Consider the following 14,918-nt stretch of genomic DNA (forward strand, 5'->3'; position numbering starts at 1 on the left):
CGAGCGGAGCGTGCCGGCGCGGTGGGTACCGCTCGGGCACGTTCGTCACTCTAGGAACGCTGTCCACGGACCGGAAGGCCCGTCGCACATGCTGAGACAGTGTTACCCGGGGGAGAGCAGCGCCGCGGGCGGCCGGGAGGGCGGCCCGTCAGTCCCGCGCGATGGGAGCGGTCACCGCGCCCGTGAGCGAGACCAGGTCGGAGGGCGCCAGGCCGACGTCGAGCCCCCGGCGCCCGCCCGAGACGTAGACCGCGTCGAACGCGAGTGCCGACTCGTCGATCACGGTCCGCAGCCGCTGGCGCTGGCCGAGCGGCGAGATGCCGCCCACGACGTACCCGGTCGCGCGCTCGGCCGCGGCCTGCTCGGCCATCGCGGCCTTCTTGCCGCCGGCCGCGTGCGCGAGCGCCTTGAGGTCGAGCTTGCGGTCGACGGGCACGACGCCCACGACGAGCGTCCCGTCGACCGAGGTGACCAGGGTCTTGAACACCTGCTCGGCCGGGATGCCGATCGCCGCGGCGGCCTCGAGCCCGTAGCTCAGGTCGGAGGACGGGTCGTGCTCGTAGGGGTGCACGGTGTGCGGGACGCCGGCCTTCTCGAGCGCGACGAGCGCGGGCGTGCCGGCGTGGGACGACTTCTGCTTCTTGGCCACAGGGAGATTGTGCCCCTAGGTGCGCGTCTCCGGCCGCGGCGAAGGAGCGGAGGCGGGCTCCGGCCGCGTCGCCGAGTCCTCCACGAAGCGCGGGCGGCACGCGAACCAGCCGGCGATCACTCCGGGGACGGCGGTCGCGGCGAGCGCGAGGAGCGGGACCGACCACGAACCGGTCGCCTCGCGGAGGAGACCCAGGCCGAGCGGGCCGAAGCAGGCCAGGCCGTAGCCGATTCCTTGGACGAAGCCGGACACCGCCGAGGCGGACTCCGGGGTCCTGGTCCGACGGTTGATCAGCGTCATGCAGAGCGGGAACGTGCTCACCCCGATGCCCAGCGCGCACACCCAGAGCAGCGTGCCGTCGAGCGGGGACAGGATCAGGCCCAGGTATCCGACGGTCAGGACGACCGAGCACGCGACGACCACGACGAAGGGGTTCGCCATGCGCGTGGCGACGTGCGGGACCACCAGGGCGGCGGCCACGCCCCAGGCCGAGTACAGGGCGATCATGGAGCCGCCCAGGGCCGGGCTCCCGCCCGCGTCGGTGAGCACGGCCGGCACCCAGGTGATGATGCCGTAGTTGGACAGTGCCATCATCGCGAACAGGACGACCAGGCCCCAGGCGGTCGACGACCGGCTGATCCTCGGCCTCGCGCCGGTCGTCGCCGGAGCCTGGGGGCGGTGGTGGTCGGCGGGCAGCCTGGATGCCAGGACGAGCCAGACCACTGCGGCGAGCGCGGCCGGGACCGCCCAGACTCCTACCGAGAGCCGCCAGCTCGTCGCCTCCGCCACCGGGACGGCCAGCAGCGGGGCGACGAACTGGCCCGTCTGCATCAGGAGCAGGTAGAGCGAGGTCCACAGGGCGATCCGGTCGGGGAACCAGGCCTTCACCAGGGGGACGATCACCACGTTCGCGGCGCCGATCCCGGCCAGGGCCAGCACGGTCGACAGCACGAGCGCGAGGGGCGTCGGAGAGTAGGCGCGCACCAGGAGCGAGAGCGCCGTCAGGCCCAGCGCCACCGTGGCCGTGCGCTCGAGCCCGAACCTCCTCGTCACCACCGGGGCGAGGAAGCCGAAGACGGCGAACGACGCCGCGGGCACGGTCCCGAGCAGACCCGCCAGGGCCACGCCGAACCCGAGGTCCGCTCCGATGATCTCGAGGAGCGGGGTGAATCCGGTCACGGCCGTCCGGAGGTTGACCGCCGTCAGCGCGACGGCAAGGCCGGCCCACACGGTCAGGCGTCCGCGGCGGACCGGGATGCGCGCTGGAGAGAGTGTCGTCACGCTAAACTCCACGATGAGATCGGTGAATGATGGGATCATGGGATGAATTCTGGTGAGTCTGACACACGGCGGCCCGTGCGTCGAGCAGGCCTGATCGACCAGGCCGTCGAGCGCTTCCGCGAAGAGGTGGTCTCCGGCCGCTGGCCGGTCGGCGAGCGGATCCCGACCGAAGCCGATCTGGTGTCGGAGTTCGGGGTCGGGCGGAACACGGTCCGCGAGGCGATCCAGTCGCTGGTGCACGGAGGACTGCTGCGCCGTGAGCAGGGCCGGGGCACCTTCGTCATCTCCAGCTCCGAGCTGACGGGCACGCTCGAACGGCAGCTCGCCGGGGGATCCCGTCGTCACTACCTGGAACTGCGCCGTGCCCTGGACAGCACCGCGGCCTCGCTCGCCGCATCGAGTCGCTCGGAGGCCGACGTCGAGCTGCTGCGCGAGCTGCGCGACCGACGGGAAGAGGTCTGGTCGACCGGCGATCGCGACCTTCGAGCCGGCGCTGACCTCGCACTGCACCGCGCGATCGTGGCGGCGACGCACAACCCGCTCTACCTGCAGCTCTACTCCAGCATGCTCGACGTCTTCGCGGTCCACATGCGCGACGAGGAGCGCGAGGGCGACGACGAGGAGGCGGCCCACCGCCGCCACCACGAGCTGGTCGAGGCGATCGCCGACGGTGACCCCGACCGTGCGGCGGCGATGGTCGCCGCCATCTTCGGGCCGTTCATGCGCTGAACCGCGACGCCGGCTCCCGCTAGACGTTCACGTCGACGAGCGACCCGATCCCGTACGTCACGGCCATGGCGATCGCCCCGCCGAGGACCGTGCGGATCGTCGCGCGCCGGGTCGGGGACCGTCCCAGCCTCGCGCTGCCCCAGCCCGTGAGGACCAGCGCCAGGACGACCGCGACGAACGTCACGGGGATCCGGGCCGCGGTGGGGGCCAGGAGGATGGCGGCCAGGGGGAGCAGCCCGCCCACGGTGAACGAGACGATCGAGGCGAGCGCGGCCTCCCAGGGGGACGTGAGGTCGTCGGGGTCGATGTTGAGCTCGGCGTCCGCGTGAGCCGCGAGGGGGTCGTGAGCCGTGAGCTGGACGGCGACCTCGTGCGCGAGCTCGGGCGTCAGTCCTTTGGCCCGGTAGATCCCGGCGAGCTCCGCGAGCTCCTCGTCGGGCATGGTTGCGAGCTCCTGGCGCTCCTTGGCGAGCATGGCCTCCTCGGTGTCGCGCTGCGTGCTCACCGAGACGTACTCGCCCGCGGCCATCGACAGGGCTCCGGCGAGCAGGGCCGCGGCGCCCGCGGTCGCGATGACGGGGATCGACGTGCTGGTGGCGGCGACGCCCACGACCACGCCCGCGGTCGACACGATCCCGTCGTTCGCGCCGAGCACCCCGGCCCGCAGGCGATTGAGCCGTGCGCCCGTGCCCTCGCTCCGGTGCTGCTCTCCCTCGTGCGGTGTCGTCTCCTGCTCCCGTGCGCTCATGAGGCCACGGTAGGGCGGGGGAGCGAGCCTGTCGTGGCGGGCCGCGACGTGCTCGCGTCCGTCTCGCGTCCCGGGCGGCCGGGCGTGTGACCTGCACCTCAGGCCTGCGAGGACCTTCGTCCCTGGCCGATCGGTGCTCGTCCTGAGAGGCTCGAGGTGGCAGAGGTGACCGCCGGCAGGGGATGCGTCAGGGGCGCATCGGAAGCAGGGAGAACGCACATGAGCATCGACGACCCCCGAATCGAACGGATCCTCGCGGCCGCGTCCCGGGCCCCCAGCGTGCACAACACCCAGCCGTGGTCCGTCCACGTGCACGGCACGACGCTCGACGTGCGCGCCGACGACTCGCGCCGGCTGACGCACGCCGACCCTGCGGGCCGCGAGATGTTCATCAGCTGCGGAGCGTTCCTCGCGAACCTGCGCGTCGCGGCACGCCGCGAGTCCTTCCGTCCGGTGCTGACGCTGCTGCCCGACGACGCCGACCCCGCCCTGGTCGCCCGCGTCGACCTGGTCCCGGGTGTCCTGCCCGACGCCGACGAGCTGGACCTCGCGGTCGCGATCGAGCGCCGCGCGACGTCCCGTGTGCCGTTCGAGGACCAGCCGCTCGACGCCGACGTGGTCGACGACCTCGACAAGGCCGCGACGTCCGAGGGGGCGCGGTTCGTGACGCTCGCCCCCCAGGCCCCCGAGCGGACGGTCCTGCTGGACCTCGTGCGCGAGGCCGAGGAGGCCGCCGGCAAGGATCACACGGGCCGGGTCGAGCAGGCGCGCTGGGTCACGAGCGACCCCGACCGGCCCGACGGGATCCCGGTCGCGGCGCTCGGTCCCGCGAGCGACGACGCGCTGGCCCCCGTGCGGCACTTCGGCGGCGACTCCACGAGCGACCGGGCCGCGTTCGAGCACCGTTCGACGCTCGCGGTCCTCACGACCCCGGGCGACTCCGTGCGCGACTGGCTCGTTGCCGGCCAGGCGCTCGAGCGTGTCCTGCTGACCGCGACGACCTACTTCGTGCACGCCTCGTTCGCGACGACCGTCCTCGAGAACCCGACCACGCGGGCCGCGCTCGCAGCGGCGCTCGACGCCGGGGCGCCGCAGATGGTGCTGCGACTGGGGTACAGCGCGACGTCTCCGCGGACGCCCCGCCGCCCGGCCGACGACGTGCTCCGGTAGGTCGCGTCAGATCGTCCCGACCGCTACGACGCTCAGCACCACGGCGCCGGCCTCGTCGCTCGCCGCGAGGTCGACGACAGCGCTGATCGCCCAGTCGTGGTCGCTCGCCGGGTCGTCGAGCACCTGGCGGACGAACCACGTGCCGGGCTCGACGCGCTCGCCGTCGGGCCGCACGCCGTTCTCGACGATCTGCACGAGGGCCGACGACCGTGCTGCGGCGTCCACGCCGATCGCGTCGTTGCCGTGCAGGTCGAACATCGGGTCGAGGGCGTCGGCCCACGCGTCGCCGTCCCAACCGCTCGCCTTGTCGAGCGCCTCGAGCGCGTCGTAGTTCTCCCGCGCCGCGAGCTCGACCCGGCGGAACAGGGCGTTGCGGACCAGGACGCGGAACGAGCGAGGGTTGCCCGTGACGGGCCGGGCCGGGGCCTCGGCGCCCGTTCCGGACAGCGGGCCGTCGCCGACCTCGTCGTCCGCGTCGTCGTCGACCGGGTTGGCCAGGCGCTCCCACTCGTCGAGCAGCGACGAGTCGGTGCCACGTACCAGCTCGCCCAGCCACTCCGTGATGTCCTGGACCTCCTCGGTGCGGTGCTCCTCGGAGACCGTCTGGCGCATCGAGCGGTACGCGTCGGCGAGGTAGCGCAGCACGACGCCCTCGGTGCGGTCCAGGCCGTACACCGAGACGAACTCTCCGAAGGTCATGGCCCGCTCGACCATGTCGCGCACGACCGACTTGGGTGAGAGCTCGGCGTCGGAGACCCACGGGTTCGAGTGCTTGTACGTGACGAACGCAGGCTCGAGCAGGTCTGCGAGGGGCTTGGGCCACGTGATGGTCTCGAGCAGCGCCATGCGCTCCTCGTACTCGTACCCCTCGGCCTTCATGGCCGCGACGGCCTCGCCGCGGGCGCGGTGCTGCTGCGCGACGAGCACCTGGCGCGGGTCGGACAGCGTGGCCTCCAGGACCGAGACGACGTCGAGCGCGTGCGTGGGGGACTCGACGTCGAGCAGGTCGAGCGCCGCGAGCGCGAACGGCGACAAGGGCTGGTTGAGCGCGAACTCGCGCGGCAGGTCGACCGTGAGGCGCACCGTGGGGCGCTGCCCGCTCGGGTACGTCGGGTCGGGCACGCGCACGCGCTCGACGATGCCCGCGACGCGCAGCGACCGGTAGATGCGGAACACCTGGCGCACGTGGCGCTCGCGCTGGGCCTCGGTGTCGTGGTTGGCCGTGAGCAGGTGCTTCATGGCCTGCACCGGATCGACCCCCTTGTCACCGCGCGCGAGCACGTTGAGCACCATGGCGTGGTTGACCGTGAAGTGGCTGGTCAGGGCCTCGGGGTCGGCGTCGCGCAGGCGCTCGAACGTCGCGTCGGTCCAGTTGACCGCTCCCGCCGGCGCCTTCTTGCGCACGATCTTCTTGAGCTTCTTGGGGTCGTCCCCGGCCTTGGCGAGCAGCTTGCGGTTCTCGATCACGTGCTCGGGGGCCATGACGAGGACCTCGCCGAGCGTGTCGTAGCCCGCCCGGCCCGCGCGGCCCGCGATCTGGTGGAACTCGCGCGCCGTGAGGTGGCGCATGCGCTCGCCGTCGAACTTCACGAGGCTCGTCATGAGGACCGTGCGGATGGGGACGTTGATGCCGACGCCCAGGGTGTCGGTGCCGCACACGACCTTGAGCAGCCCGGCCTGGGTCAGGCGCTCGACCACGCGACGGTACTTGGGCAGCATGCCCGCGTGGTGCACGCCCACGCCGTGGCGCAGGAACTTGCTGAGCGTCTTGCCGAACCCCGAGGTGAAGCGGAAGTCGCCCAGCTCGGCCGCGATCGCGTCCTTCTCGGAGCGGCTCGCGACGTTGATGCTCAGCAGGGCCTGGGCGCGGTCGACCGCGTCCTTCTGCGTGAAGTGCACGACGTAGACCGGCGCGCGGTGCGTCGTGACGAGCTCTTCGAGGACCTCGTTGAGCGGCTCGACGACGTAGCTGAACGTCAACGGCACGGGACGCTCGGCGCTCGTGACCTCGGCGACGGGGCGTCCCGTGCGGGTCTCGAGGTCCTCGGTGAACGTCGAGGTGTCGCCCAGGGTCGCGGACATGAGGACGAACTGCGCCTGGGGCAGCTCGAGGAGGGGGACCTGCCAGGCCCAGCCGCGCTGGGGGTCCGCGTAGTAGTGGAACTCGTCCATGACGACCTGCGCGACGTCCGCGTCGGCGCCGTCGCGCAGCGCGATGTTCGCGAGGATCTCCGCGGTGCAGCAGATGATCGGCGCGGTCGGGTTGACCGACGAGTCGCCCGTCATCATGCCGACGTTCGCGGAGCCGAACACCGCGACGAGCGCGAAGAACTTCTCGCTCACGAGCGCCTTGAGCGGAGCCGTGTAGTAGCTGCGGCCGGGGACTCCCGCGCGGTGCGCGGCGAGGGCCGCGTAGTGCGCGCCGACCGCGACGAGCGACTTCCCCGAGCCCGTGGGCGTGGCCAGGATGACGTGCGCGCCCGAGAAGATCTCGATGACGGCCTCGTCCTGGTGGGCGTAGAGGTCGATCCCCGTCTCGGTGGCCCACTCGGTGAACCCTTCGTAGAGGGCGTCAGGGTCCGGGGTGCCCGAGCCGTCCGGTGCCGGCAGGTGACGAACCAGGCCGGGCTCGGGACGGGTGGTGGGGGTCGTGGTGCTCATCGTGGCCATTGTCGCAGAGCGGGCGCCGGGCGGTGGGCCGCGCTGCGCCTGCCCGCGGGTGCCGTCCTCGGTGCGTCGCAGGGCTGTCGTGCGACCTGGCGGCAACCTTATGGCTCCTGTGGACAGCGCTGTCATGCCATGCAAAGGTGCAGAACGCCCAGCACTGACGCTGGGTACACCGAGCAGCCCACGCCGTGGTGGGCAGGAGGGCGAGCCGTATGACTCCTCGTCAGCACGCGACAACTCGTTCGAAGCAGCACCGTCGGAGCCCGATCCCGTCGACCGCCCTGGCGCTCGCGCTCCTCGTGGGGGCCGCGCCCGCAGCGACCGCGATCCCGGCCGCGGGCGCGGCGCCGGCCGCCGCCCCGACGGCGGTCCAGGCCGAGGTCGGCCCCGTGGACCAACCCCTCGTCTCCTACGTCAACCCGTTCATCGGGACCAAGGACGACGGGAACACCTACCCCGGGGCGAGCGTCCCGTTCGGCATGGTGCAGTTCTCGCCCGACAACGGCCACAACGTCGGGTACGACTACGGGCGCGACCGCATCCGAGGCTTCTCGCTCGTGCACCTCTCGGGGGTCGGGTGCGGGCTGGGCGGGACGCTTCCGGTCCTGCCCACGACAGGCGACGTCACCTCGACCGACTACGGGCAGTACGCCCTGAAGTACTCGCACGACGACGAGGAGGCCTCGCCCGGGTACTACCGCGTAGGGCTCCAGGCGTCGGCGGGCACGATCGACGCCGAGCTCACGGCCGGAGAGCACACCGCGGTCCAGCGCTACACGTTCCCGTCGACCGACAAGGCGAACGTGCTGATCAACACCGGGCAAGCCCTCAACCGGGTCACCGGTTCGACCGTGACCGTGATCGACGACCGCACGGTCGAGACGACCATCACCCAGCGCGGCTTCTGCCAGGACACGCAGCCCTTCACGATCCACACGCGCACGACCTTCGACCGCCCCTTCACGACCTACGGCACCTGGCAGGGCGGCGCCGTCACGGCGGGCGCGGCGACCGCCACGGGCGACGGCCGCGTGGGCGCCTACCTCCGGTTCGACACCACGGGCGGCGACCTCGACGTCGAGGCGACCACCTCGATGAGCTACGTCGACGCGGCCGGGGCGGCCGCGAACCTCGACGCCGAGGCGGGCACGTTCGACGAGGCTCGCACCGCCGCGACCGCGGCATGGGAGGAGCGGCTCGGGTCGGTCGCCGTCCAGCGCGGCGCCGAGGACGACCTGCGCACGTTCTACTCCTCGCTCTACCGGAGCTTCCTGGCCCCCAACACGGGCACCGACGTCGACGGGCGCTACCGCGGCTGGGACCAGGAGGTCCACGTCGCCGAGGACTTCACGTACTACCAGAACTTCTCGCTGTGGGACACGTACCGCACGCAGCAGCAGCTGCTCGCGCTGCTCGCCCCGCAGGAGTCGCAGGACATGGCGCTGTCCGTGGTCCGCGCCGCGGAGCAGGGCGGCTGGCTGCCGCGCTGGGGGTACGGCACGGTCGAGACCAACATCATGACGGGCGACCCGGCCACGCCCTTCCTCGTGAGCGCATGGAGCCAGGGGCTGCTCGCGGGGCACGAGGAGGAGGCCTACGCGGTCCTCCAGCAGAGCGCCGACAACATGGCCCCCGCCGACTCCCCGTTCAACGGGCGCGCGGGCAACGACACGTACCTGGCGAGCGGGTTCGTCCCGCACGAGCCGGGACGTTCGGGCAAGCCCGGTGACTACGACCTGCAGCACGGCGGTTCGGCCACGCTCGAGTACGCGCTCTCGGACGCGATGCTCGCGACCATGGCACGGGGCCTCGGCCACGACGAGGACGCCGACCGCTACGCCGCGCGCGGCCAGAACTACCGTTCGGTGTTCGACCCGCGCACCGGGGCCTTCCGCGCCCGCAACGCCGACGGCCTGTTCGTGGGCGACCCGGACCCGGCCAAGAGCGACGGGTTCCACGAGGGCACCGCCGTCCAGTACCAGTGGCTCGTCCAGCAGGACGTCCCGGGCCTCGTGGACCTGATCGGCGGCACGGACGCCGCCAACGAGGCGCTCGACTCGTTCTTCGCCTACGACCAGCTGCTCGTGGACCCCGAGAAGACGGCCCGCGAGGTGTGGGTCAACGGCACCTACTCCTACTACGACCAGGACACCTACAACCCCAACAACGAGCCCAACCTCCACGCGCCGTACGTGTACCTGTGGACCGGGCAGCCGTGGAAGACCAACGACGTGGTCCGCGCGGCCCTGACCCTCTTCACCGACGGCCCCGACGGCGTCACGGGCAACGACGACCTGGGCACCATGTCCGCGTGGCACGTCCTGTCGGGGCTCGGGATCTACCCGATCGTGCCCGGCACGGACACGTGGGGCCTCTCGACGCCCCTGTTCGACGACGTCCGGATCGACCTCGACGAGTCGTTCTACCCTCGTAGCGAGCTGCACATCACCGCGCCGGGGACGTCGACCGAGAACCGCTACACGGCCTCGGTCACCGCAGGGGCCACCGCGGTGGACCGCGCCTACCTCACGGGCCCCGAGCTGACCGCGGCGGGCACCCTGTCGTTCGCCACGAGCGCCGAGCACACCGCGTGGGCCACGGGGCCCGACGCCGCGCCGGGCGCGGTCGACCAGGTCGACGCCGAGGTCAGCCGCCTGTTCGCGGGCCTCTCGACCGCGCACCCGGTCATCCGGCCGGGCGCGACGGTCGACCTGGTGGCGAGCGTCGTCGCGCAGGGCCCGGGTACCGTCTCGGGCGAGATCCAGGTGACCGGTAGCGACGCCGTCCAGGTCCAGGACGGCTCGGGCCCGTGGTCGGTCGTCTCGGACGGCCTGCCTGCCACGAGCGAGATCCCGCTGAGGCTCTCGGCCGCGCCGGGCGTCGCGCCCGGCGCGTACCCCGTCACGGTCGTCGTGACGGACGCCGCAGGGCACGAGGTCTCCCGCGAGGTGACCGTCGTCGTCGCGCAGGAGTCGTGGCTGCGCAGCAGCTTCGACAACGCCGGGATCGGCGACGCTGGTGCGGCCAACGCGAACTTCGACGGGCAGGGTGCCTACCTGCTGCGCGACCTGCTCGCCGAGCAGGGCGCGGTCCAGGGCGTGCCGGGACTCGTCCCTGGCACGCAGCTGGGCTACGTGCTCGCGGCCGAGGAGCCGGGGGCGCCCGACAACGTCCGCGCGAACGGTCAGGTGCTCGACGTCCGCGCGAGCATCGGCACGGCACGCCAGGTCTCGCTCGTCGGCTCGAGCAACAACGGCACGCACGGGGGCGACCTGGTCCTGGGCTTCACGGACGGCACGAGCCAGACGTCGCGCGTCGAGCTGAGCGACTGGTGCACGGGGTCGCCCGTGGCCGGCAACATCCTCGTCGCCAAGGCGGGGGCACGAGGCAGTGGCACGGGGACGCAGCGCATCGGCTGCGGCCTGTACGCCACGGCTCCGGTCGACGTCCCCGAGGGCAAGGCCCTCGCGACGATCACCCTGCCGCGCGCGACCAACATGCACGTGTTCGCGGTGGCGAGCGATGCGGTGGTGGTGGGGCCGGTGTTCGACGTGGTGGTCTCGGCCAGGGCGCAGTGCGTGGCGGGGCGTGTGGTGGTCTGGGCGTCGTCCGCAGGAAGGTCAGGATCTCGCTCTGCGTCTCGTCGATCTCGGCCAGTCGTGCTAGGACGACCCCGACGCGCAGGTCGGGTCGGGAGGGCCTGCGCTNCAGGCGTGGTTGAGCTCGCCCTCGCGACGATCACCCTGCCGCGCGCGACCAACATGCACGTGTTCGCGGTGGCGAGCGATGCGGTGGTGGTGGGGCCGGTGTTCGACGTGGTGGTCTCGGCCAGGGCGCAGTGCGTGGCGGGGCGTGTGGTGGTCTCGGTGCGTGCGGTGAGCGCGGAGGAGCTGCCGGTGGACGTGAGGGTGTCCTCGGCGTTCGGCAGCAGGTCGTTCGTGGGGCTGGCGCCGGGCAAGAGTGCGTCGGCGTCGTTCGCGACGCGTTCCGGCGCGGTCGAGGCCGGCCAGGTCACGGTCGTGGTCTCCCAGGACSGGCGGTCGCAGGAGGTCGTGGCGTCCTTCTCGCCCGGACCGATGTCCTCGACCNTCGTGGGGCTGGCGCCGGGCAAGAGTGCGTCGGCGTCGTTCGCGACGCGTTCCGGCGCGGTCGAGGCCGGCCAGGTCACGGTCGTGGTCTCCCAGGACGGGCGGTCGCAGGAGGTCGTGGTGTCCTACGACGCCACCACCTGCGACTGACCCACCACGGGCCCGCCCGGGGAGAGGGAACCCCGGGCGGGCCCGTCGGCGCGCCCCGCCCGACGCGCAGGACACGGGCGGGCGCGCCTCGGTCCGCCGGTGCGACCGGCGTACCGCAGCAGCACGTCACGAGGTCAGGGACGACCAACGAGGGAGCAGAGCGTGAGAACAGCACGAGGCAGGACACGAAGGGTCGTCGCGGCACTCGCCGCGGCAGCCGTCGCGGGCGCGGGGCTCGTGGGCGGGGCGGCGGCCGCCGCCCCGGCGGCGCCGGCGGTCGGGGCGTCCGACGCCGGGCTCGTGGCCGACCCGGTCGACCTGGTCGACCTGGTCGACCCGATGGTCGGTACGGGCCAGGCGAACGGCGTCGTGGGGGAGATCAACAACTTCCCCGGACCGTCGATGCCGTTCGGCATGATGCAGCTCTCGCCCGACACCCAGGTGTCGGTCGGGAACGGCGACCGGGCGTACGCGGGGTACCGGTACTCGCACCAGGCGATCCGCGGGTTCTCGATGAACCACGCGTCGGCGGGGTGCTGGGTGTTCGGCGACGTCCCCATCCTGCCGGTCGCGGGGGACGTGGGCAGTGCGCCGTGGGACCGCAAGGAGGAGTTCTCGCACGACCAGGAGAGTGCCGAGGTGGGCCGGTACGCCGTGACCCTCAAGAGCTCGGGCATCGAGGCCGAGCTGTCGGCCGCGACGCGCTCGGGGGGCATGACGTTCGAGTACCCGCAGACAGGTGACGCGCAGGTCATCGTCAACCCGGGCGGCTCGCTCGGCACGGTCTTCGGGTCCACGGTCGAGGTCACCGGCAGCCGCACCGTCACGGGCTCGGTGTCGAGCGGCGGGTTCTGCGGCAAGGGCAACCGCTACACGCTCTACTACGCGGTCGAGTTCGACCAGGACTTCTCGTCGTTCGGCACCTGGGAGGGCACGACCCTCACGACGGGTGACCGCTCGGCGCAGGGCCGCCGCGCGGGAGCGTGGACGACGTTCGCGCCGGGATCGACGGTCCAGGCCAAGGTCGCGATGTCGTACGTGAGCGTCGAGGGCGCGCAGGCCAACCTCGCGGCCGAGATCCCGGGCTGGGACTTCGATGCTGTCCGCGACGACAACCGTGCGGCCTGGTCCGACCTGCTGGGCAAGGTCCAGGTCGCGGGCGAGGACGCGGACGACAAGACCATGTTCTACACCTCGCTCTACCACTCGATGATGCACCCCAACACGTTCGACGACGTCGACGGGCGCTACGTCGGGTTCGACCAGCAGATCCACCAGGTCGCCGACGGCCGCACCCGGTACGCCAACTTCTCGGACTGGGACACGTACCGTTCGCTCGGTGCGCTCCAGGCGGTGCTCGCTCCTGAGCGCGCCTCGGACATGGCGCAGTCGCTCGTGAGCTCGGCCGTCGAGGGGGGCTGGCTCCCGCGCTGGCCCGTCGCCAACGGGTACACGGGGCAGATGACGGGCGACAGCTCGGTGCCGCTCATCGCGAGCATGTACGCGTTCGGTGCGCGAGACTTCGACGCCGAGACGGCGCTCGAGTACATGGTCAAGGGCGCCACGACCGAGGGCCGGACCCCGAGCGGGTACGTCCAGCGGCACGGGATCGGGACCTACCTCGAGCGCGGGTACGCCCCGCAGACCGAGGAGTTCCGGGGCGACCACCGCGTGGTCGGGGCGTCCATCACGCTCGAGTGGTCGGTCGCGGACTTCGCGATCGGTCGTCTCGCGGGGGCTCTGGGCCAGGACGAGACCGCGGCCGAGTACCAGGCGCGCGGCCAGTACTGGCAGAACATCTTCGACCCGAGCACGAGCACGGTCGCGGCCCGCAACGCGGACGGCTCGTTCGTGGTCCCGGACGGCAGCGGCGGGTTCGGGCAGGAGGGGTTCGACGAGGGCAACGCCGAGCAGTACACGTGGCTCGTCCCGCAGAACGTCGCGGCGCTGACCGAGGGGCTGGGCGGTCGGGAGGCCGTGGCCGAGCGCCTCGACCGGTTCACCACGACCCACAACTCGGGTCCCAACGAGCCCCGGCTCTGGATCGGCAACGAGCCGAACTTCGGTGTGCCGTGGCTGTACGACTACGTGGGTCAGCCCTGGCGAACGACCGAGCTGGTCGACGAGATCACCGCGACCCTGTTCTCCCCGACACCGGACGGGAAGCCGGGCAACGACGACCTGGGCGCGCAGGCGGGCTGGTACGTCTGGGCCGCCGCGGGCCTGTACCCCACGACGCCCGGGACCGACGTCCTGGCGATCAACACCCCGCGGTTCGACCGGGTCGTGATCGACCTCGGCGACGGCAAGACGCTCGACCTGCGGGCGCCCGGCGCGTCGACGGGCCAGCGGTACATCACGGGCATGACGGTCGACGGGCAGCCCTGGGACAGGACCTACCTGCCCGAAGGCCTGATCCACGAGGGTGGTGTGGTCGAGCTGGCCTTGTCGGCCGAGCGCGACACGACCTGGGGCACGTCGCCCGAGGCCTCGCCACCGTCGTTCCGCGAGGGCGAGCAGGGGCTCGTCGCGAACGCGGGGAGCGCGCTCGTCTCGGTGGCTCCGGGCGGCACGGCGACGTCGCCGGTCGACGCACAGCTCTTCGGGGACCTCGACGCCCAGGTCACGGTCGCGGTCGACGCGCCCGCGGACATCACGGTCACGGGAGAGACCCTCGTGCCCGACGGCGCAGGTCACCTGCGCGGTGACCTCACCTTCGCGGTGGGTCAGGACGTGCCCGAGGGCTTCTACGACGTCGAGGTCACGCTCACGGCCGGAGGCACCGAGAGGCGTGTGCCGGTCACGGTGCGGGTCGCGGCCGAGGGCAGCCTGTTCGCGGCGTTCGACACGGTCGGGAGCGCGAGCCAGGCCCAGCGGGCCGGTGCCAACTTCGACGGTGCGGGGAACTCGTTCTCGCGCGAGGCGCTCGCACAGGCGGGGCTCACGCCGGGCTCGGCGCACGACGTCGGCGGCCTGCCGTTCGTCTGGCCCTCCTCGCCCGAGGGCCGACCGGACTCGCTCACGCTCGACGGCGAGACGATCGTCCTGCCGGCACCGAGCGCGGGCTTTTCGCTCGTCGGGGCTGCGACCAACGGGACCCAGCAGGGCCAGGCGACCGTGACGTTCCAGGACGGGACCACGGCCACGACGACCGTCGGGTTCGGCGACTGGGTCCTACCGAGCACGGACGGGAGCCCCGTCCTGGGGAACGCGGTGGTCGCGCGCATGGACCGCCGCAACGGGGACAAGGACAGCGCGTTCGTGTTCTCCACGGCCCCCTACGTGGCTCCCGAGGGGAAGAAGATCGTCTCGATCACCTTCCCGCGGAACAAGGACCTGCACGTGTTCGCGGTGGCGAGCGATGCGGTGGTGGTGGGGCCGGTGTTCGACGTGGTGGTCTCGGCCAGGGCGCAGTGCGTGGCGGGGCGTGTGGTGG

General features: G+C 72.3%; 9 protein-coding genes. 5 read left to right on the forward strand and 4 right to left on the reverse strand.

All coding sequences use genetic code 11. The features are described from left to right. Positions 1 to 148: 148 nt before the first annotated feature. Entirely contained in the window at positions 149 to 649 is a 501-nt protein-coding gene (gene ybaK / locus ASE27_RS06795; RefSeq protein ID WP_056647847.1) for a Cys-tRNA(Pro) deacylase, read from the reverse strand. Between the two features lie 15 nt (positions 650 to 664). Further along, positions 665 to 1,930 (reverse strand): CynX/NimT family MFS transporter, encoded by a 1,266-nt coding sequence (locus tag ASE27_RS06800; RefSeq protein WP_056647849.1) that lies wholly within the window; start codon positions 1,928 to 1,930, stop codon positions 665 to 667. 75 nt (positions 1,931 to 2,005) lie between these two features. Between ASE27_RS06800 and ASE27_RS06805 the strand changes: the two genes are divergently transcribed. Beyond that, the gene (locus ASE27_RS06805; RefSeq protein WP_200955907.1) at positions 2,006 to 2,659 is read left to right on the forward strand and encodes a FadR/GntR family transcriptional regulator; all 654 of its coding nucleotides are present in this window, start codon (positions 2,006 to 2,008) and stop codon (positions 2,657 to 2,659) included. Positions 2,660 to 2,678: 19 nt separating this feature from the next. On the opposite strand, the gene ASE27_RS06810 is transcribed toward ASE27_RS06805, so the two are convergent. Next, positions 2,679 to 3,407, reverse strand: a complete 729-nt coding sequence (locus ASE27_RS06810) for a VIT family protein (RefSeq protein WP_056647854.1) — start codon at positions 3,405 to 3,407, stop codon at positions 2,679 to 2,681. 219 nt (positions 3,408 to 3,626) lie between these two features. On the opposite strand from ASE27_RS06810, the gene ASE27_RS06815 reads away from it, so the two are divergent. Then, positions 3,627 to 4,577 carry a nitroreductase family protein gene (locus tag ASE27_RS06815; protein ID WP_056647857.1) on the forward strand — a complete coding sequence of 317 codons (951 nt, stop codon included), beginning with the start codon at positions 3,627 to 3,629 and terminating at the stop codon, positions 4,575 to 4,577. 6 nt (positions 4,578 to 4,583) lie between these two features. Here the strand turns inward: ASE27_RS06815 and ASE27_RS06820 are convergent, their stop codons facing one another. Continuing rightward, the gene (locus ASE27_RS06820; protein ID WP_082608651.1) at positions 4,584 to 7,238 is read right to left on the reverse strand and encodes an RNA helicase; all 2,655 of its coding nucleotides are present in this window, start codon (positions 7,236 to 7,238) and stop codon (positions 4,584 to 4,586) included. Positions 7,239 to 7,456: 218 nt separating this feature from the next. Between ASE27_RS06820 and ASE27_RS20585 the strand changes: the two genes are divergently transcribed. The 3 genes from ASE27_RS20585 to ASE27_RS06830 form a co-directional block, all read left to right on the forward strand. Beyond that, positions 7,457 to 10,951: GH92 family glycosyl hydrolase (locus tag ASE27_RS20585; RefSeq protein ID WP_235535372.1), on the forward strand; the 3,495-nt coding region annotated here is incomplete at its 3' end. Positions 10,952 to 10,957: 6 nt separating this feature from the next. Then, positions 10,958 to 11,332: hypothetical protein (locus ASE27_RS20855; protein WP_235535373.1), on the forward strand; the 375-nt coding region annotated here is incomplete at its 3' end. A gap of 312 nt (positions 11,333 to 11,644) precedes the next feature. Then, positions 11,645 to 14,918, forward strand: a 3,274-nt coding sequence (locus tag ASE27_RS06830; protein WP_082608652.1) for a GH92 family glycosyl hydrolase, incomplete at its 3' end; no start/stop codon positions are given.

It is taken from the genome of Oerskovia sp. Root918, from assembly GCF_001428945.1.
Classification (GTDB): Bacteria; Actinomycetota; Actinomycetes; order Actinomycetales; family Cellulomonadaceae; genus Oerskovia; species Oerskovia enterophila.

Bases quoted from the DNA above. Each gene is read 5' to 3' on its own strand.
- ASE27_RS06815 (WP_056647857.1), top strand. From the start codon at position 3,627: ATGAGCATCGACGACCCCCGAATCGAACGGATCCTCGCGGCCGCGTCC.
- ASE27_RS06810 (WP_056647854.1), bottom strand. From the start codon at position 3,407: ATGAGCGCACGGGAGCAGGAGACGACACCGCACGAGGGAGAGCAGCAC.
- ASE27_RS06820 (WP_082608651.1), bottom strand. From the start codon at position 7,238: ATGAGCACCACGACCCCCACCACCCGTCCCGAGCCCGGCCTGGTTCGT.